This window comes from Frigidibacter albus (genome assembly GCF_009908165.1).
GTDB classification, from domain to species: Bacteria; Pseudomonadota; Alphaproteobacteria; order Rhodobacterales; family Rhodobacteraceae; genus Frigidibacter; species Frigidibacter albus.
Genome location: NZ_JAAAUC010000004.1, coordinates 72518 through 91739 on the forward strand (window position 1 = coordinate 72518; position 19222 = coordinate 91739).

18 protein-coding genes are annotated in these 19222 nt (G+C 68.3%); 8 read left to right on the top strand and 10 right to left on the bottom strand.

Going from position 1 to position 19222, the window contains the following annotated elements; all coding sequences use genetic code 11:
- Positions 1-29: 29 nt before the first annotated feature.
- The gene (gene argS, locus GVY41_RS07335) at positions 30-1772 is read right to left on the bottom strand and encodes an arginine--tRNA ligase (RefSeq protein ID WP_161345404.1); all 1743 of its coding nucleotides are present in this window, start codon (positions 1770-1772) and stop codon (positions 30-32) included.
- Between the two features lie 256 nt (positions 1773-2028).
- A complete protein-coding gene (locus GVY41_RS07340) occupies positions 2029-3222 on the bottom strand; it encodes a deoxyguanosinetriphosphate triphosphohydrolase (RefSeq protein ID WP_161345402.1) in 1194 nt (397 codons plus the stop codon).
- 125 nt (positions 3223-3347) lie between these two features.
- Between GVY41_RS07340 and GVY41_RS07345 the strand changes: the two genes are divergently transcribed.
- From GVY41_RS07345 to GVY41_RS07365, 5 genes are all read left to right on the top strand, one after another.
- Positions 3348-3677: a HesB/IscA family protein gene (locus GVY41_RS07345; RefSeq protein WP_188816023.1), complete on the top strand. Its 330-nt coding sequence runs from the start codon at positions 3348-3350 to the stop codon at positions 3675-3677.
- A 129-nt stretch (positions 3678-3806) separates the two neighbouring features.
- Positions 3807-5075, top strand: coding sequence for a hemolysin family protein (locus GVY41_RS07350; protein WP_161656877.1), 1269 nt, complete (start codon positions 3807-3809; stop codon positions 5073-5075).
- Between the two features lie 24 nt (positions 5076-5099).
- Complete coding sequence (locus tag GVY41_RS07355) at positions 5100-5798, top strand: hypothetical protein (RefSeq protein WP_161345400.1); 699 nt, start codon at positions 5100-5102, stop codon at positions 5796-5798.
- 76 nt (positions 5799-5874) lie between these two features.
- The gene (gene xth / locus GVY41_RS07360; protein WP_161345398.1) at positions 5875-6651 is read left to right on the top strand and encodes an exodeoxyribonuclease III; all 777 of its coding nucleotides are present in this window, start codon (positions 5875-5877) and stop codon (positions 6649-6651) included.
- 134 nt (positions 6652-6785) lie between these two features.
- Positions 6786-7547 carry an exopolysaccharide biosynthesis protein gene (locus tag GVY41_RS07365; protein WP_229725980.1) on the top strand — a complete coding sequence of 254 codons (762 nt, stop codon included), beginning with the start codon at positions 6786-6788 and terminating at the stop codon, positions 7545-7547.
- Positions 7548-7711: 164 nt separating this feature from the next.
- Here GVY41_RS07365 and GVY41_RS20695 read toward each other — a convergent pair whose 3' ends face one another.
- The 3 genes from GVY41_RS20695 to dksA all read right to left on the bottom strand — a co-directional run bounded on the left by GVY41_RS20695 (position 7712) and on the right by dksA (position 10202).
- Positions 7712-8503, bottom strand: a complete 792-nt coding sequence (locus tag GVY41_RS20695; RefSeq protein WP_161345396.1) for a GIY-YIG nuclease family protein — start codon at positions 8501-8503, stop codon at positions 7712-7714.
- Between the two features lie 10 nt (positions 8504-8513).
- The gene (locus GVY41_RS07375) at positions 8514-9701 is read right to left on the bottom strand and encodes an FAD-dependent monooxygenase (protein WP_161345394.1); all 1188 of its coding nucleotides are present in this window, start codon (positions 9699-9701) and stop codon (positions 8514-8516) included.
- A gap of 78 nt (positions 9702-9779) precedes the next feature.
- Positions 9780-10202, bottom strand: a complete 423-nt coding sequence (gene dksA, locus GVY41_RS07380; protein WP_161345567.1) for an RNA polymerase-binding protein DksA — start codon at positions 10200-10202, stop codon at positions 9780-9782.
- 178 nt (positions 10203-10380) lie between these two features.
- Here dksA and GVY41_RS07385 point away from each other — a divergent pair, with 178 nt between their 5' ends.
- On the top strand, positions 10381-11223 hold the full coding sequence (locus tag GVY41_RS07385; protein WP_161345392.1) for an AAA family ATPase: 843 nt from the start codon (positions 10381-10383) through the stop codon (positions 11221-11223).
- Positions 11224-11428: 205 nt separating this feature from the next.
- On the opposite strand, the gene GVY41_RS07390 is transcribed toward GVY41_RS07385, so the two are convergent.
- The gene (locus tag GVY41_RS07390) at positions 11429-12295 is read right to left on the bottom strand and encodes an NAD(P)-dependent oxidoreductase (protein ID WP_161345390.1); all 867 of its coding nucleotides are present in this window, start codon (positions 12293-12295) and stop codon (positions 11429-11431) included.
- 84 nt (positions 12296-12379) lie between these two features.
- On the opposite strand from GVY41_RS07390, the gene GVY41_RS07395 reads away from it, so the two are divergent.
- Positions 12380-14854, top strand: a complete 2475-nt coding sequence (locus tag GVY41_RS07395; RefSeq protein ID WP_161345565.1) for a penicillin acylase family protein — start codon at positions 12380-12382, stop codon at positions 14852-14854.
- A 27-nt stretch (positions 14855-14881) separates the two neighbouring features.
- Here the strand turns inward: GVY41_RS07395 and GVY41_RS07400 are convergent, their stop codons facing one another.
- A complete protein-coding gene (locus GVY41_RS07400; protein ID WP_161345388.1) occupies positions 14882-15310 on the bottom strand; it encodes a SufE family protein in 429 nt (142 codons plus the stop codon).
- 424 nt (positions 15311-15734) lie between these two features.
- On the opposite strand from GVY41_RS07400, the gene GVY41_RS07405 reads away from it, so the two are divergent.
- Positions 15735-16196, top strand: a complete 462-nt coding sequence (locus tag GVY41_RS07405; RefSeq protein WP_161345386.1) for a hypothetical protein — start codon at positions 15735-15737, stop codon at positions 16194-16196.
- A gap of 29 nt (positions 16197-16225) precedes the next feature.
- Here GVY41_RS07405 and rnd read toward each other — a convergent pair whose 3' ends face one another.
- The 3 genes from rnd to purM form a co-directional block, all read right to left on the bottom strand.
- Positions 16226-17386, bottom strand: a complete 1161-nt coding sequence (rnd, locus tag GVY41_RS07410) for a ribonuclease D (protein WP_161345385.1) — start codon at positions 17384-17386, stop codon at positions 16226-16228.
- Between the two features lie 93 nt (positions 17387-17479).
- Positions 17480-18076 carry a phosphoribosylglycinamide formyltransferase gene (gene purN, locus GVY41_RS07415; RefSeq protein WP_161345383.1) on the bottom strand — a complete coding sequence of 199 codons (597 nt, stop codon included), beginning with the start codon at positions 18074-18076 and terminating at the stop codon, positions 17480-17482.
- On the bottom strand, positions 18073-19119 hold the full coding sequence (gene purM / locus GVY41_RS07420; protein WP_161345381.1) for a phosphoribosylformylglycinamidine cyclo-ligase: 1047 nt from the start codon (positions 19117-19119) through the stop codon (positions 18073-18075). Before purM ends, purN begins: the two co-directional genes overlap by 4 nt.
- Between the last annotated feature and the right edge of the window lie 103 nt (positions 19120-19222).

Sequence of the window (19222 nt, forward strand, 5' to 3'; positions counted from 1 at the left end):
GAAAGCTGGCTGGCAGTCTGCGCCTGTTGTCAGCGCATTTCCTCTGCCGGGGTGACGCCAAGGATACCAAGACCTGCGGAAATGACAACGCCCGTGGCCCGGGCGAGGGCGATTTTCGCCTGCGATGCGCCGGAATCCTCTTGCAAGAAGCGCAGGGACGGCTCTTCGTTGCCGCGATTCCACAGGCTGTGCAGGTCCGAAGCCAGTTCGTAGAGGTAGAAGGCGATGCGGTGCGGCTCATTGCTGCGGGCGGCGATTTCCACCAGCCGCGGCCATTCGGCGATCTTGCGGGCGAGGCCAAGCTCTGCCTCATGCCCGTTTTGCGAAAGATCAGCGGCGGAAAGTGTGGCGTCATCCACCGCCAGCCCGGCCTCGGTGGCCTTGCGCAGGACCGAGCTGATGCGGGCATGGGCGTATTGGACATAGAAGACCGGGTTGTCCTTGGACTGGTCCAGCACCTTGTCGAAGTCGAAATCGAGGGCCATGTCGTTCTTGCGGGTCAGCATCACGAAGCGGGTGACATCGGCGCCCGCCTGTTCGACCACGTCGCGCAGGGTGACGAAAGTGCCGGCGCGCTTGGACATCTTGAACGGCTCGCCGTTCTTCCACAGCTTGACCAGCTGGATCAGCTTGATGTCCAGCGGCACCCGGCCGTTCGACAGCGCCGAGACGGCGGCCTTCATGCGCTTGACATAGCCGCCATGATCGGCGCCGAACACGTCGATCAGCGCATCATAGCCGCGCTGCACCTTGTCGTAGTGATAGGCGATGTCGGGGGCGAAATAGGTCCAGCTGCCGTCGGATTTCATCACCGGGCGGTCGACATCGTCGCCGTGCAGGGTCGAGCGGAACAGGGTCTGCTGGCGCGGCTCCCAATCCTCGGGGGTCTTGCCCTTCGGCGGTTCGAGGATGCCCTCATAGATCAGGCCCATGCCGCGCAGGGTGTCCAGCGCCGCCTCGATCTTGCCGGTGCCGTAGAGGGCCTTTTCGCTGGAATAGATGTCCATTTCCACGCCGAGCAATGCGAGGTCGGAGCGGATCATCTCCATCATCGCTTCGGTGGCGAAGCCGCGGATATCGTCGATCCAGTCGGACTCGGGCTTGCCCAGCAGGCTGTCGCCGTATTTGGCCTTCAGCGCCTCGCCGACCGGGACGAGGTAGTCGCCGGGATAGAGGCCTTCGCGGATCTCGGGCTCGAGCCCGTTGGCCTCGCGGTAGCGCTCATAGGCAGAGCGGGCGAGGACGTCGACCTGCGCGCCGCCATCGTTGATGTAGTATTCCCGCGTCACCTCATGCCCCGCATAGGCCAGCAGCGATGCCAGTGCATCGCCGAACACCGCGCCGCGGGTATGGCCGACATGCATCGGGCCGGTGGGGTTGGCGGACACGAACTCCACATTGACCTTGCGGCCCTGGCCCATGTCCGACTGGCCGAAGGTTTCGGGGGATTGCAGCGCGGCGCGGACGACGCCCTGCCATTCGGCGTCCGCAAGGCGCAGGTTCAGGAAGCCGGGGCCCGCGACCTCGGCCGTGGTGATGCGCGGATCGGCGGCCAGGCGCGCGGCCAGAGCGTCGGCAATGGCGCGGGGGGACTTGCCGGCGGGCTTGGCCAGCACCATCGCGGCGTTGGTCGCCATGTCGCCATGCGCCGGATCGCGCGGCGGTTCGACCGAGACGGCGGCCATGTCGAGCCCGGCGGGCAGGTCGCCCGCGGCCACCATCGCCTCCAGGTTGCGGATCACCAGCGCGCGGATATCGGAAAAGAGGTTCATTTCATCACCTTTTGCTGCCTGCGGGGATGCCAGAGGCTGCGGGCGGCGTCAACGGGGGGTAGCTTTGAGGGGCAGGGACTGTCGGAGGGCCGCGCCCGTCCGCCGGGTGGGCGCGCAACAGGGGTTCTAGGCGCTTTATGGTGCGGCCTACCTCCACAGGATTCCTAGGCGGAACCGTTGGAAGCGCCCGTCCGGGGGGGCGGACGGGCGCTGCCCGGCGGCGCCAAGGCGCCTTGATTCCGGGCAAAGGGGAGGGTCAGTGCCCCTCGCCCATCAGCCGCGCGTGTTCCTGCAGCGCGAAGCGGTCGGTCATGCCGGCGACGTAGTCGAGGACCACGCGGGCCAGAGCGGTTTTCGCGTCATTGCTGGCGAAGGCCTGCGCGATATCGCCCTGCCAGTCCGCGGGCAGCAGGCCCGGCTGCGACAGGAACAGCGGGAAAAGGTCATTGACCACGGCGGTAACGCGGCTGCGTTCCACCAGCACCGGCGGCGCGCGGTACATGCGGGTGAAGAGGAAGGACTTGATCGCCTTGAGGTTCTGGTAGAGCGGCTTGGAGAAGCGGATGATCGGCCCGTCCATCGCGCGGATCTCCTCGACCGATTGCGGGTTGCTGGCCGTCAGTCGGCCCCGGGCGACGGCGATCACATCCTCGACCATCACCCCGAAGACCCGGCGCAGCGCCTCGTGCCGCCGCCGCGCGGGGTCGAGCCCGGGCCAGAGCCGGTCGACCTCGGCGAAGGCGGGGCCGGTGACCGGCAGCTCCATCAGGTCGGCCTCGGTGAAGAGCCCGGCGCGCAGGCCGTCATGCAGGTCATGGTGGTTGTAGGCGACATCGTCGGCGACCGCCGCCACCTGCGCCTCGGCCGAGGCGAAGGTGCCGAGGTCCAGATCCCAGAGCCCGTTCACCTCGGCCAGGGCATAGGGAAGCGGCCCGCTGCCGACCGCATGGCTGCCGCTGGCATGGGGGCCGGTGACGGGGCCATTGTGCTTGGCGATCCCCTCCAGCGTCTCCCAGGTCAGGTTCAGCCCGTCGAAATCGGCATAGTGCCGTTCGAGCCGGGTGACGATCCGCAGCGCCTGGGCGTTGTGATCGAAGCCGCCATAGGGCTGCATCAGCAGCGCCAGCGCATCCTCGCCGGTATGGCCGAAGGGCGGGTGGCCGAGGTCATGGGCCAGTGCCACCGCCTCGGCCAGATCGGTGTTCAGCCCCAGCTGCCCGGCGATGGTGCGCGCCACCTGCGCCACCTCGATCGTGTGGGTCAGGCGGGTGCGGTAGTAATCGCCCTCATGCTCCACAAACACCTGGGTCTTGTGTTTCAGGCGGCGGAAGGCCGAGGAATGGATGATCCGGTCCCTGTCGCGCTGAAACGGCGAGCGGAAGGTGGACATGTGTTCAGGGTGCAGCCGGCCGCGGCTGGCCTCGGGCTGGCAGGCATAGGGTGCAAGCATGGGTCCCCGGGTGTTGTCAAAACGCACATGCCGGCGCGGCCCCTGCATTGCGGGGCTGTTCTTGTCCGGCCTTTGCGGGCATCCTATATGCCTGATATCACCGGAATGATACGGATTTTGCCGCGATGGACCTGCAATTGCCCCCCCAAGTCACGCCCCGCGCCTTTGCGCGGCTGGCCGAGATCAACGCGGGCGGCGGTGCCAAGGCCCTGCGCGTCGCGGTGGAGGGCGGGGGCTGCTCGGGCTTCCAGTATGACATAAGGCTCGATGACCCTGCACCGGACGATCTGGTTCTGGAGGCGCAGGGCCAGAAGGTGCTGGTCGATCCGGTGTCCTTGCCGTTCTTGCAGAACGCGGTGATCGACTTTTCCGAAGAGCTGATCGGGGCGCGGTTCGTGATCGAGAACCCCAATGCCAGCTCCTCCTGCGGCTGCGGGACCAGTTTCTCGCTGTGACCCCCGGCCCCACAGACCCCAGCCGAACCAGCCCCCTGCCTGCCAACCGGCCGGGCGGGGGTGTCCTTGCGCGGGCGGCGATTCTGCCCTGCCGGAACGGGGCGTGCCCCAGATGACTGGGACCGCCCGATGATTTTCGAACTTCTGATCGTGCTGATGCTGACGGTGTGCAACGGCGCGCTGGCGATGTCAGAACTTGCCATCGTATCGGCCAAGCCGACGCGGCTGCGGGTGCTGGCGGGCGCGGGCAGCAAGGGCGCGGTAACCGCGCTGCGGCTGCAGGAGAATCCGGGACGCTTCCTGTCGGCGGTGCAGATCGGCATCACGCTGGTGGGGGTGCTGTCGGGCGCGGTCTCGGGGGCGACGCTGGGGCTGCGCCTGTCGGGCACGCTGGCCGAAGCGGGGATGCCGCCGGCGCTGGCGGCCTCCGTCGGCGTGGGCCTTGTCGTTGCCGCCATCACCTATCTGTCGCTGATCGTGGGCGAGCTGGTGCCCAAGCAGATCGCGCTGCGCAACCCCGAAGCCGTCGCCAGCCGCATCGCCCCCGCCATGGCCATCGTCGCGCGGGTGACGACGCCGATCGTCTGGGTGCTCGACCTGTCGGGCAAGACCGTGCTGCGGCTTCTGGGCCAGTCGGGCGTCACCGAAAGCCAGATGACCGATGAGGAGGTGCGGATGATCATGGCCGAGGCCGAGCAGGCCGGGGTGCTGGCACCGGGCGAGCGCGAGATGATCGCGGGGGTGATGCGGATGGCCGACCGATCCGCCCGGGCGCTGATGACCCGGCGGCGGGATGTGGACATCATCGACCTTGGCGATCCGCTGGAGGAGGCGCTGGCGCGGGCCCGCGCCACCCGCCGCTCGCGCCTGCCGGTACGCGAGGGCGGCGAGGACGAGATCATCGGCGTGATCCGGGCGCGCGACCTGCTGGCCTGGACACCCGAGGCCGGGCCGCTGCGGGGTCTGGTCACCGAGGTGCCGGTGGTCATGGACGTGGCCGGCGCTTCGGTGGTGATCGAGCAGCTGCGCCAGTCGCCGGCGCATATGGTGCTGGTCTATGACGAATACGGCAACTTCGAGGGGATCGTGACGCCGATGGACCTCCTGGAGGCGATCACCGGCACCTTCGAGGACGGCGAGGCCGACGAACCGGCGATGGTGCAGCGCGAGGACGGGTCCTGGCTGGTCGCCGGCTGGATGCCGATCGACGAGTTTGCCGACCACCTGTCGCTGCGCCGGCCCGAGGGCGATTTCGACACGGTCGCGGGCTTCGTGCTGGACGAGATGCGCCGCCTGCCTGCGCTTGGCGAAAGCTTCCGCCATGCCGGCTGGCGGTTCGAGGTGGTGGACCTTGACGGAATGCGCATCGACAAGCTGCTGGTAGCGCGCGAAAGCTGAGCGGCATTCCCACGAGGCGATCCCATGACCACGATCCTGCTGCTTGGCTCCGGCCCCGGTGTCACCGCCTGCGAGGGTTGGGGGCGCGCACCCTTCGACCGGATCGTGGCGATCAACAACGCCTGGCGCGTGCGGGCGGATTGGGATGAGCTGGTGCATCCCTGGGATTTTCCGGCGGAGCGGATGCCTCCGGCCCCGGCGGCCGGGCGGATCGTGACGGAAGCCGAGTTCGTGCCGGCGCAGAACCTTTATGGCGGCTTCGTCTATGCCGGGGCGACGATGGCCTTCACCGCCGCCTACTGGCTGCTGGCCGAATACCGGCCGCGCTGCATCGGGTTCCTCGGCTGCGACATGCACTATCCGGCCACCGGCCCCACGCATTTCTACGGCACCGGCACGCCCGATCCCTTGCGCGCCGACATCACCCTTCAGTCGCTGGAGGCGAAGGCCACGCGGCTGGCGATCCTCGCCGCGCGGCAGGGCTGCGTGCTGGTGAACCTGTCGGACGGGCCGTCGCGGCTGACCTTTCCGCGCGCCGTGCCTGCCGGGCTGGCAGAGGCGCGCCCCCTGCCCCATGATCCTGCCACCGCCGACCGGGCCTTGGCCCGCGAGGCGGAGCTTGGGTATCTCGTGCCCTCGGGCCGCTATTGGGAGGAGGCGGGGCGCTTTGATCCTGCCGAGCTTGCCGCGCTGGATGCGTTGTGGCTGGCCGCCGCCCGGTAGGCCGCCAAAAGGCCCGGGCGCTTGCCCCCTGCCCCCCGCGCCCCTACAACCGAAAGGCAACCGCCTGGAGGCCCCCATGAAGATCGCGACCTTCAACATCAACGGCATCAAGGCCCGGATCGAGGCGCTGCCGGTCTGGCTGGCCGAGGCCACGCCCGAAGTGGTGGTGCTGCAAGAGATCAAGTCGGTGGACGAGGGCTTCCCGGCCGAGATCTTCGAGGACATGGGCTACCGGGTGGAGACGCACGGCCAGAAGGGCTTCAACGGCGTGGCGATCCTGTCGCGGCTGCCGCTGGAGGATATCCGCCGCGGGTTGCCCGGCGATGACGAGGACGTGCAGGCGCGCTGGATCGAGGCCATCGTGATCGGCGAGCGGGCGCTGCGGGTCTGCGGCCTCTACCTGCCCAACGGCAACCCGGCGCCGGGGCCGAAATACGACTACAAGCTGGCCTGGATGGCGCGCATGGAGGCGCGGGTGCGTAAGGTGATCGCGGCCGAGGAGGCGGCGATCTTTGCCGGGGATTACAACGTGATCCCCCAGCCCGAGGATGCCGCCCGCCCCGAGGTCTGGACCGAGGACGCGCTGTTCCTGCCGCAAACGCGCGAGGCGTATCGGCGGCTGCTGAACCTCGGCCTGACCGACGCCTTCCGCGCCCGCGAGCCGCGGCCGGGGCATTACTCGTTCTGGGACTATCAGGCCGGGGCCTGGGAGCGGAACAACGGCATTCGCATCGACCACCTGCTGCTGACCCCGCAAGCCGCCGACATGCTGACGGCAGCGGGGATCGACAAGGAGGTCAGGGGGCGGGAAAAGCCCTCGGACCATGTGCCGGTGTGGGTGGAGGTGGGCTGAGGGCCACCCCGGCGCCGCATCCGGACGCGCGAGATCGTGTCCAGGCGCATCTTTCAACGGCTTGGGAACTTCGCTAGCCTCCAGAGCATATCGGCCGGCATGGCCGCGACCGTTTTTGCGCATACTGGATGTCCATGACCCCCGAGCCCCCGGCGAAGCCCGAAGACACCACCTCTGGCACGGATGTGCCGGACCCTGCACTGGGCCCTCTACCGGGCAGCGCCGGCATGGCTGCCGAGGCTTCGCCCGGCGGTGATCCCATGGGGCGCCGTCGATGGGTGCGGCGGGCCGCGCCGCCCAAGAGGAGGCTGTCGCTGATCCTGGCCGAGCTGGCGGAGGACGGCACGCGCGAGCGGATCTCTGTCGCCGATCTGGTCCAGATCCTGCAGGCCCGCGCCTTTGGGGCCCTGCTGCTGGTCTTCGCGCTGCCCAATGTTCTGCCCGCCCCGCCCGGAACTTCGGGCATCCTCGGCCTGCCGCTGCTGTATCTTGCGGCGCAGATGATGCTGGGGATACGGCCATGGCTGCCGCCCTTCATCAGCAAGCGCTCGATGCTGCGCGAGGATTTCGCGGCGCTGATCACACGGGTGACACCAATTCTGGAGCGGGCCGAAAGGCTGCTGGTGCCGCGCCTGCCCGCGCTCAGCTCGCCCACGGCCGAACGGATCGTCGGCGGCCTGTGCCTTGTGCTCGCCATCGTGCTGGTGCTGCCGATCCCGCTGGGGAACATGCTGCCGGCCTTCGCCATCTGCCTGATCGCCCTTGGCATTCTGGAGCGCGACGGGGTCTGGATCCTTGCCGGATCGGCCACCGGCCTTGCGGCGCTGCTGATCGTCTATGCCGTGGTCTATGCGATGATCAAGGCGGCGATGTTCGTGATCTTCAACGCGTTTTGAGGGGGATGGGGGTCCCGGGGCGCCTCGCTCCCCGTGAGGGCTCTTCCCGACGCGGTCGGCTTGCCCGGAGGCGCGGGGCCGCAGGGCAAGGGGGGTGAAGCTTGGTCCGGAGGGTGCGAAATTCTGATGGGCCCGCCCGGGTGGGCACAGCAGAACTTCGTTGTTTAGACCTCGATGTGACAAAGGTCTCGAGCACTTCGTGGAGGTAATCCGTCAGGGTAGACGGTTTCAAAGCTCTCGATCACACCGCGTTGGGAATCTGGGTCGCGATTTTTTTGCCATTCGTCGAATCTCCCCCACGACTCAAAAACCGCGAAAACGCCATAGGTGTACGCGACTGCGACAGGCAGTCGAGCCCACTCCCACGGCCCTGCATCGGTGAAAAAGTAGAAAAGTCCAAGAGCGAGCAGGAGCACCAAGTATAGATCGTTTGGCTTAAACGGATATGGTACTCTCTCCGTTCCTGCTAATATGCGTTTGGCTCGATCATACTTAATTTTTCTGTCTGGATAAGAAAGACATAGCATCTCGAATGTCCTTTCATCCGCAACTTTTCGCGCCCGAACGGCTCTGGCATGTTCTTCGACCTCACGCGAGAGCCTCCGAGCTGCCTGTTCTCGAGATGCCTTTTCTTTGCGTCGGGATTTCTCTTTGCGACCCCAATGCGACCACTCGGCCAGCGCTACCGAAATCTCCTCCTCTGCCTTCTTCCGCCCACATCGGAACTGTTCCCGCTTCCCTGGAACTTTCCAACGGCTCAGTGATGCCAGCGCCAAACTCTCTGCCCGTTGGCTGTCCGGCACTTCCATTGACCAACTCAAAGTCCAAACGCCGAGTACATTTGAAGCGCCGTTGTGTTGATTTACCCGGCGTCGGAGGTCATTGGTCCGCCCCACCTTGACAACGCTCGGATCTGCGCTGTTCGTGATTATATAGATGAATCCGTGGCTAGGCATTCAGCCCCCCTCACCCCGTCACATCATACCCATACAGCCAATCAAACTGCCCCAACAACCGTCCCGGCGCAACCGCCCCGGCCGCCCGCAGCCCCAGATGCGCCACGGCTCTCGGCAGGCCGGCAAGGTGATAGTGGCGGGCGTTGCGGGTGGCGGCGTCGACGACGCGGGCGGCGCGGGCCTCGCGGCGCTGCTGATAGGCGGCGAGGCCCGCGGCGGGGGTGTCATGGCTCGCCAGCGCATCCGCCAGCACCCAGGCATCCTCCAGCGCCATCACCGCGCCCTGGGCGAGGAAGGGCAGCGTCGGGTGGGCGGCGTCCCCGAGGATCGCGGCGCCCCAGCCGCCCGCCTCGGGGCCCGAGGTCTGCCAGCGTTTGGCGACCGGGTGGCGGAACAGGCCCCAGAGATAGGGGTCCTCCACCTGCTCCAGCCAGCCGCGCACCGTGGGGCAGAAGTCGCGGAAGGCGATGCGCAGCGCCATCGGGTCATCGCGCAGCGACCAGCTTTCCTCGACCCAGCGGTGCCGCTCTTCCACCGCCACGATGTTGCGCAGGGTGCCGCCGCGCAGCGGATAGCTGACCAGATGCCGCCCGGCCCCCATGAACACCTGCGCCACCGGGGGAATGTCGGGCCCGGCGGGAATCACCGTCCGCCAGGCGGCGTGATGGGTGAAGAAGGGCGCGACGGCGCCGTTCAGCGCCTCGCGCAGGCGCGAATGCAGCCCGTCGGCGCCGATCAGCAGCCCGCACTCGACCTCGGCCCCCTGCGCCGTGGTGATCCGCGGCGGATGCGCCCCCAGCGTGACCTTGTCGATGCGCTGCAGCAGGCGGATCTGCACCCCCGCCTCGCGCGCGCCCACGGCCAGCAGGTCGATCAGGTCGGCGCGGTGGACGAAGCGGTAGGGGGCGCCCGGCTGCAACTTGCCGACATCGAGCCGCAGAACGCGGGTGCCCGACCCGCCATCCCACAGCTCCACCGCCTCGGCGCGCATCCCCGCCGCCTCGATGGCCTCGCCAAGGCCAAGCGCCTTCAGGACGCAAGCGCCATTGGGGCTGATCTGCAGCCCGGCGCCGACCTCGGTGATCTCGGCGGCCTGTTCCAGCACCGTCACCTCGGCGCCGCGCAGCGCCAGCGCCCGCGCCACCGTCAGCCCCGCCACCCCGGCGCCAAGCACCGTCACCTTCGCGCCGATCAGCATTCCTTGTCCCCCAAAAGCAGCGCACCGGAGCCTTGCGACCCCGGTGCCCGGTTATTCCTGATTGTTGTGCATCTGCCGTCAGTCGTCGCGATGAACCCGCTCGCGCCGTTCATGCCGTTCCTGCGCTTCCAGCGTCATCGTGGCGATCGGGCGCGCGTCCAGCCGCTTGAGGCTGATCGGCTCGCCGGTCATCTCGCAATAGCCATATTCGCCATTGTCGATGCGCCGCAGCGCAGCGTCGATCTTGGCGACCAGCTTGCGCTGGCGATCCCGGGTGCGCAGCTCCAGCGCCCGGTCGGTCTCTTCGCTGGCGCGGTCGGCGATGTCGGGCACGTTGCGGGCCGAGTCCTGCAGACCCTCCAGCGTCTCGGCCGACTGGTCGATCAGCTCCTGCTTCCAGATGTGCAGCTTGCGGCGAAAATACTCGCGCTGCCGCTCATTCATGAAAGGCTCGCCCTCTGCGGGGCGGTAATCCTCGGGAAGAAAGACCTCTGCCTTCATCTCTGCTCCCTCCATTCGGCCGGAACGCTTGGCGGTGTCGCTCGTCATCCGGCACTCCTTGCGGCACCCCATAGCCCAAGGCGGAAGGCTTGTCACTAGGCTACCGCGCGCTTGCAGCGTTTTGCCCCGCCGTCTAGGGTCTGCCTGAACTTCGGGCGAGATCGGGCGGAAAACACACATGAAATTCAGCGGAACCGAAAGCTACGTCGCCACCGAGGATCTGGCGGTAGCGGTGAATGCGGCGGTGACTCTGCAGCGCCCGCTGCTGGTGAAGGGCGAGCCGGGGACCGGCAAGACCGAGCTGGCGCGGCAGGTGGCGGCAAGCCTGAACCTGCCGATGGTCGAATGGCATGTGAAATCCACCACCCGCGCGCAGCAGGGGCTGTATGAATATGACGCGGTCAGCCGGCTGCGCGACAGCCAGCTGGGCGATGCCCGGGTGCATGACGTGGCGAACTACATCCGCAAGGGCAAGCTGTGGCAGGCCTTCGAGGCACCTAGCCGCGTGGTGCTGCTGATCGACGAGGTGGACAAGGCAGACATCGAGTTCCCGAACGACCTGCTGCAGGAACTCGACCGGATGGAATTCCATGTCTACGAGACCGGCGAGACCGTGCGCGCGCAGCATCGCCCGGTCATCATCATCACCTCGAACAATGAAAAGGAGCTGCCCGACGCCTTCCTGCGCCGATGCTTCTTCCACTACATCCGCTTCCCCGACGCCGAGACGATGCGCGCCATCGTCCAGGTGCATTTCCCGGACATCAAGGACGCGATCCTGACCGAGGCGCTGACCCGTTTCTATACCCTGCGCGAGCAGCCGGGGCTGAAGAAGAAGCCCTCCACCTCCGAGGTGCTGGACTGGCTGAAGCTGATCCTGGCCGAGGATCTGACCCCCGAAGACCTGAAGGGCGATGGCCGCAGCCTGCTGCCCCGCCTGCACGGCGCCCTTTTGAAGAACGAGCAGGATGTGGCGCTGTTCGAGCGGCTAGCCTTCCTCGACCGCCAGCAGCGGCGCTGAGACAAGGCGCAGGGGGCCTTCTGCCCCCGATGTCGAAGAAGGGAGGGGGCCTTCTGCCCCCTCTTGGCGCGTTCCGCGCCAATTCACCCCCGAGGATATTTGGAAAAGGCAAAGGGGGCCGCGCCGCGCTTTGGTCTTTGCCTTTTCCAAATATCCCGGGGGGAGTCGCCGCAGGCGACGGGGGGCAGCGCCCCCCTGCCCCGCATCAGCCCCGCAGCCGCCGGATCAGCGAGGAGGTGTCCCACCGCCCGCCGCCCATCCGCTGCACGTCCTTGTAGAACTGGTCCACCAGCGCGGTCATCGGCAGGCTGGCGCCGGTCTCGTCGGCGGCATCGAGGCAGATGCCCAGATCCTTGCGCATCCAGTCCACGGCAAAGCCGAACTCGAACTGGTCGGCGGCCATGGTCTTGTGGCGGTTGGCCATCTGCCAGCTGCCGGCGGCGCCTTGGCTGATCACCTCGACCACCGCCTCGATGTCCAGCCCGGCGCGCTCGGCGAAGTTCAAGCCCTCGGCCAGCCCCTGCACCACACCGGCGATGCAGATCTGGTTGACCATCTTCGCCAGCTGCCCGGCGCCGCTGTCGCCGAGGCGGCGGCAGATGCGGGCATAGGCGGCGATCACCGGCTCGGCCGCCAGATAATCCACCTCGGTCCCGCCGCACATCACAGAGAGCACGCCGTTTTCCGCGCCCGCCTGCCCGCCCGACACGGGCGCATCGACGAAGCCCTTGCCCTGCTCGGCGGCAATTGCCGACAGCTCGCGCGTCACCCGGGCCGAGACGGTGGTGTGATCGACGAAGACCGCGCCCTTCGCCATGCCCGCGAAGGCGCCGTCATCCCCGAGGCAGATCGCGCGCAGGTCATCGTCATTGCCGACGCAGGCAAAGACCAGCTCGGCCCCCGCCGCAGCCTGCGCGGGCGTTGCCGCCGCCGCTCCGCCATGCGCCGCCACCCAAGCCTCTGCCTTCGCGGCGGTGCGGTTGTAGACCGTCACCTCATGCCCCTTGGCCGTGAGATGCCCCGCCATCGGGTAGCCCATCACCCCCAGGCCCAGAAATGCCAGCTTCGCCATCGTGCTCTCCTCTGCCATTGCGGCCTTGGCCGTTCTGTCCTAACTATCCGGCCTGTCCCCGCCGTCAACATGCGACCCATGCCGATGCTCATGCTCTTCCGGTGGCTCCTGCGCATCGTCACGGCGCTTCTGGCCGTGACAATCGCCGGTGCCCTGCTGATCTACTATGTCGCGGGGGGATCCCTGCCCGACTATGACGACCGGCGCACGGTCGAGGGGCTGTCGGCCCCCGTGGAGATCGTGCGCGATACCGGCAATGTGCCGCATGTCTTTGGCGGCCGCGATGCCGATGTGTATTTCGGCCTTGGCTATGCCCATGCGCAGGACCGGCTGTGGCAGATGACCATGCTGCGCCGCACCGCGCAGGGCCGCCTGTCCGAGATCTTCGGCGCCCGCACGGTGAAGCTTGATGAGCTGATGCGGCGGCTGGACCTTTACAGCCTCGCCGCCGCCTCGGTCCCCGCGCAGGATGACCAGACCCGCATCGCGCTGGAGGCCTATGCCCGCGGCGTCAATGAATGGATCAGCGTCGTCAATGCCGAGAGCCGCGGCCGCGGCGCGCCGGAGTTCTTCTTGTTCGAGCCCGAGATCGCCTATTGGCAGCCCGCCGATTCGCTGGCGATCCTCAAGCTGATCGGGGTGCAGCTGTCTTCGCACCTGTCGACCGAGGTGCTGCGGGCGCGGCTGTCGCTGCTGTCGCGGGACTGGCCGCGCGACCTGATGCCGGCGGCGCCGGGCGGCGGCGTGATGGAGCTGCCGGATTTTGCGCAGCTGGTGCCGGGTGTGCCGGCCAGCGGCGCGGCGGTGCGCCATGCCGATCTGGGGCCGTTCTCACCCTTCCCGGACCGCGGGCTGGAGGGCGCGTCGAACGCCTGGGCGGCGGCGCCGGAGCGGGCGGCGGCGGGCGGCTCGCTTCTGGCCAGCGACCCGCATCTGGGCTTCAGTGCCCCGGCGCTGTGGTACCTGGCGCGGCTGGAGCTGGCCTCTGGCGGGGTCATCGGTGGCACGATCCCGGGGGTGCCTGCGGTGCTGGTCGGGCGCAATGCCGGGCTTGGCTGGGGGCTCACCTCCTCCTATGCCGACGATCAGGACCTGCTGATCGAGGAGCTGAACCCGGCCGATGCCACCGAATACCGCACCCCGCAGGGATGGGAGCCGTTCCGCAGCCGCCGGGTGATCGTCAACGTTAAGGACGCGGCGCCCGTCACGCTGACCCTGCGCTGGACCGAGAATGGCCCGGTGCTGCCGGGCGGGCATTACGACATCGGCAGCGTCACCCCCGGCGGCCATGTGGCGGCGCTGGCCTGGACGCTGCTGGATGCGAATGACACCTCGATGACCGCGGCGATCCGGCTGATGACCTCGCAGAGCATCGACGAGGGGATCGCGGCCGGGGAACTGGTCGTCGCGCCCTCGCAGAACCTGGTGCTGGCGGATCAGGACGGGGTGGCGATGGTGACAGTGGGCCGCCTGCCTGCCCGCGACGCCGCGCATGAAACCCAAGGCCGGATGCCGGCGCTTGGCTGGAAGCCGCAGAACCGGTGGACCGGACGCCTGCCCTATGACGGCAACCCGCGGGTGGTGGACCCCGAGGGTGGCATTCTGGGCAACACCAACAACAAGACTATCGACCGCCCGTTCCCGGACCATGTCAGCTTCGACTGGGGCGACAGCCAGCGCATCCAGCGCTGGCAGCGGCTGATGCAGGAGCGCGAGGTGCATAGCCGCGAAAGCTTCATCGCGGCGCAGCTCGACACCACCAGCCCCGCCGCGCGCAGCCTGCTGCCGCTGGTTGCCGCCGACCTGTGGTTCACCGGCGAGGCCGCCCCCGCCGGCACGCCCGAGGCGCGGCGCGAACGGGCGCTGGCGCTGCTGGCCGAATGGAACGGCGAGATGAATGAGCATCTGCCCGAACCGCTGATCTATGCCGCCTGGATGCGGGCCCTGCAGCACCGGTTGATCCAGGACGAGCTTGGCCCGCTGGCGACCAGCTTCGCCCGGATGGAGCCGCTGTTCATCGAGCGGGTGTTCCGCAATGCCGAGGGCGCCGGGCGCTGGTGCGACATCCTGCAATCCTCGCCGGTGGAGAGCTGCACCGACATCGCCCGCCTGTCGCTGGACGATGCGCTGCTGGATCTGACGGAACGCTATGGCCCGAACGTGGAAAGCTGGCGGTGGGGCGACGCCCATCAGGCGACGCATGACCATCCGGTTCTGGGTGAGGTGCCGGTGCTGAAGTGGTTCGTGAACATCCGCCAGTCCACCTCGGGCGGGGATTTCACGCTGATGCGGGGGATGACGGCGGGCGAGGGGCCGCAGCCCTACCTGAACGTGCATGGGGCTGGCTACCGGGGCGTGTACAACTTCGCCGACCCGGACAGCTCGGTCTTCATCATCTCCACCGGGCAGTCGGGGCATCCGCTGTCGCGCTGGTATGATGACCTGTCGGAACTGTGGCGGCGGGGCGAGTATCTGCCGATGTCGCTGGACCCGGGGCTGGCCCGGGCCGCCGCGACCGGCGTGACGGTGCTGGAGCCCATGACGGCGCCGGCAGAGTAGGTCAGCGGCCGGCGGCTGTGGCCGCCATCAGCCCTTCGCGGCGGCCTGCGCCAGCATCCCGATCCGCTCCACCATCGCCCGCACGCCGTTGGAGCGTTGCGAGGAGAGGTGCTGGTCCAGCCCCAGCCTCGCCAGTTCGGCGGGGGCGTCCACCTTGGCGACCTCGGCCACCGTCAGCCCGGAATAGAGCGAATGCAGCACTGCGATCAGCCCGCGCACGATCATCGCATCGCTCTCACCCTGAAAGTCGAAGCGCGCGGCGGGCCCCTGCCCCTCGATCCGCGGCAGCAGCCAGACCTGGCTGGCGCAGCCCTCGACCTTGGTCGCCGGCACCCGGAAGGCGGGGTCAAGCGGCGGCATCGCCTTGCCGAGCTCGATCACATGGCGGTAGCGGTCTTCCCAGTCGTCGAGGAATTCGAAGGTGTCGGCGATGTCTTCAAAGGCGGGGGTGGCCATCGCGGTGTCTCCTGAGGCTGGGCGTTGGGGCATAGCTAGTGGGCGCGGACCGGGAGGTCCAGTGCGGCGGAGTGGCGTGGGCGGCAGTCCGAGGCGCATTGACGCAGGATCTGCTGCCCGTTGACTTGGCGAAGGCCATCGCCTTCGCCATGCCGTGCCCTCTCCACTGGCTCCGGACGGGCCTCAAAGGCCCGGCCAGCGCCCGCCCCGCCCCTGGCGGGCGCTTCTCGCCCGCCAGGTCGGGCGCTGTCCTCAATCGGTCTCGCGTTGCCAGCGGCTCCGGGCGAGAGGTCTCGCACGGGCGGGGCGAGGCAATGCCTCGCCTTCTCCCGCCCGAACAGAGCAGCACGAACGCAGCATCTCCCTCTCTTTTCAACGCCCCCCGGATAGGCTACCCAAGGGGCGAGGAACAGGGGGACCCCGGATGAGACTAGTCCTAGTGCTGACGCTTGCCACTTCGCTCGCCGCCTGCGGAACGATCCGGGACAGCCGCATCAACCCGTTCAACTGGTTCGGCGGCGCGCAAAGCCAGCCAACCACGATTTCGCAGGTGGAGCTGGTGGCCGATGGCCGCGTGCCGGTGGATCAGCTGACGCGGATGGAGCTGAAGCAGATGCCGGGCGGGGCGATCCTGTCGGTGGCGGGCCTGCCGCCGACGCAAGGCTGGTGGAATGCCGAGCTGATCGCGCTGGACCCGGACGAGGTTCCGGTGGACGGCGTGCTGACCTACCGCTTCGTGGTGGACAAGCCGAACCAGCTGACCCGCCAGTCCACCCCGCAATCGCGCGAGCTGACCGCGGGGCGCTTCCTCAGCGACCAGACCCTTGCCGGGGTGAACCGCGTGGTCGTGGTCGCGGCGCGCAACTCGATGACGTCAAGCCGGTAAGCCGGGAGCCGGCGAGGAGAGGCCGGTCCCTAGACCGGCACGACCCGCACCGCGCCGCCCTTGGCCGACAGCGCGATCTCGCCCTTGCACAGCCGCAGCGCATCGGCGCCGAACACTTCGCGGCGCCAGCCCTTCAGCGCATCGACCTCGCGCCCGCCGGATGCGATCACGTCCAGCTCGGACGAGGACGCGATCAGCTTGGCTGCCACCCCCGCCTCTTCGGACTTCGCCTTCAGCAGCACCCGCAGCAGATCGGCCAGCGCCGAGTTGACCTGCAGCTGGTCCCGCTCGTCCTGCGGCTTGGGCAGGTCCTCGGGCCTGGCTTCCAGCCCCGCCTTCACCGCGGCAAGGATGCCGTCGGCAATCTCCCCCCGCCGCGCCTCGCGCAGCAGCAGGCGCGAACGGCCCAGATCCTCGTAATTCGCCGGTTTGGTCGAGGCCAGCTCCAGCAGTGCATCGTCCTTGTAGACGCGGCTGCGCGGGATGTTGCGGGCCTGCGCGAAGACTTCGCGGAACTTCGCCAGCTCGCGCACCACGCCCAGGAACCGGGCCGAGGTGGTGCGGGTCTTCACCCGCTCCCAGGCCTCATCGGGCAGGGTGATGTAGGTTTCCGGCGCCAGCAGGATCGCCAGTTCCTCCTCGACCCAAGGCTGGCGGCCGGTGCGCGCCAGCTCCTTGGAGAGGAACTCATAGATCACCCGCAGATGGGTGACGTCCGCCAGTGCATAGACCTTCTGCGCATCCGACAGGGGTCGCCGCGACCAGTCGGTGAAGCGGCTGGTCTTGTCGAGGTTCTCGCGCGCGATCTTGCGCACCAGCGTCTCATAGCCGACCTGCTCGCCAAAGCCGCAGACCATCGCCGCAACCTGGGTGTCGAACAGCGGCTTGGGGAAGACCTTGCCCTCGACGAAGAAAATCTCCAGATCCTGCCGCGCGGCGTGGAACACCTTCACCGTCGCCTCATGCCGGAACAGGTCATAGAGCGGTTCCAGCGACAGCCCCTCGCCCCCCGCGATCGGATCGACCAGCACCGCATCGCCGGTCTTGCCGGGCAGCGCCATCTGGATCAGGCACAGCTTGGACCAGTAGGTGCGCTCGCGCAGGAACTCGGTGTCGATGGTGACATAGGGTTCGGCCTTGGCGGCTTCGCAGAAACGGGCAAGGTCTTCGGTGGTGAGGATGGTCTGCATCGCGGCCTTCACGTCCGGGGCGCGGGGTCATCCCGCTGCATCCTGCTGGCTTAGGCCAATGGCTGGCGAAAGAAAAGCGAAAGCACGGGCGCGTTACAGCCAGACCGGAGTGCGGTCGCCGGAGGCGAAGCGGCGCAGCACAGCGGGGTAGAGCCGATGTTCCATCGCCAGCACCCGCGCGGCGAGGGTGTCCGCCGTGTCGCCGGGCTCTATGGCCACCCGCGCCTGCCCCAGGATCGGCCCGGTATCGAGCACCGCCGTCACCTCATGCACCGTGCAGCCCGCTTCGGCATCGCCGGCCTCGAGCGCGCGCTGGTGGGTGTGCAGGCCCGGGTAAAGCGGCAGAAGCGAGGGGTGGATGTTCAGCATCCGCCCGTCGAAGCGCGCGACGAAAGCCGGGGTCAGCACCCGCATGAAGCCCGCAAGGCACAGGATGTCGGGCCGCGCGGCAAGGATCGGCTTCAGCAGTTCCGCCTCGAACGCGGCGCGGTCGCCCTTGAAGGGGCGGTGGTCGATGGCGGCGGTGGGCACGCCAAGCCGCGCTGCCCGTTCCAGCCCCGCCGCCGAGGCGTCGTTGGAGGCGACCAGAACGGCACGGGCGGGATGGTCGCCCTCCATGCTCTCGACCAGCCGGATCATGTTCGACCCGCCGCCCGAGATCAGGATGGCAACGCGAACCGGCTCGGTCACAGCAGGCGGTTCCGGTAGCTGACCCCCTGCCCCGGCACGACTTCGCCCAGAACGGTGACGGTCTCGCCCTCCTCCGCAAGCAGGTCCGCCAGCGCACCGGCGCGGTCTTCGGCCACGACAAGGATCATGCCGATGCCGCAGTTGAAGGTCTTCAGCAGTTCGGCCTGCTCCATGCCCGCGGTCGCCCCCAGCCAGCGGAACACGGGGGGCAATTCCCACGCGGCCAGGTCGATCTCGGCCCCCAGCCCCTCGGGCAGCACCCGCGGCAGGTTCTCGGTCAGCCCGCCGCCGGTGATATGCGCAAGGCCATGCACGCCGCCCGCGCGGATCGCCGCCAGCGCCTGGCGCACATAAAGCCGCGTCGGCGCCAGCAGCGCCTGCCCCAGCTCGCCTTCCGCAAACGGCGCCGGCGCGTCCCAGCCAAGGCCCGCCATCTCCACGACCTTGCGCACGAGGCTGTAGCCGTTGGAATGCACGCCATTGGAGCCAAGCCCCAGCAGCACATCGCCCGCCATCACGCCGGCCGGCAGGGCTGTCCCGCGCTCCATCGCGCCGACCGCGAAGCCGGCAAGGTCGAAGTCGCCCTTGTGATACATGCCCGGCATCTCTGCCGTCTCGCCGCCCACCAGCGCGCAGCCGCTGTCCGCGCAGCCCTGCGCGATGCCCTCGATGATCCGCGTCGCCTGGTCCACGTCCAGCTTGCCGGTGGCGAAGTAGTCGAGGAACAGCAGCGGCTCTGCCCCCTGGCAGACCAGATCGTTCACGCACATCGCCACCAGGTCGATGCCGATCGTGTCGACATTGCCGGTGTCGATGGCGATGCGCAGCTTGGTGCCGACCCCGTCGGTCGCAGCCACAAGGATCGGGTCGCTGTAGCCCGCGGCCTTGAGGTCAAAGAGCGCGCCAAAGCCGCCAAGGCCCGACATGGTACCGGGCCGGTCGGTGCGTTTCGCCGCCGGCTTGATCCGCTCCACCAGCGCGTTGCCCGCGTCGATATCCACGCCCGCCGCCGCGTAGGTCAGCCCGTTCTTGCCGCCGCTCATCGCCGCACCCCTTCTTGCCGTGATCCCGCCCCGCATCAGCGCGGCTGCTGTCCGGCCCGATAGCGCAAGCCGCGCCTGCGGGCAACGGCCCTGCGGCCGGCGG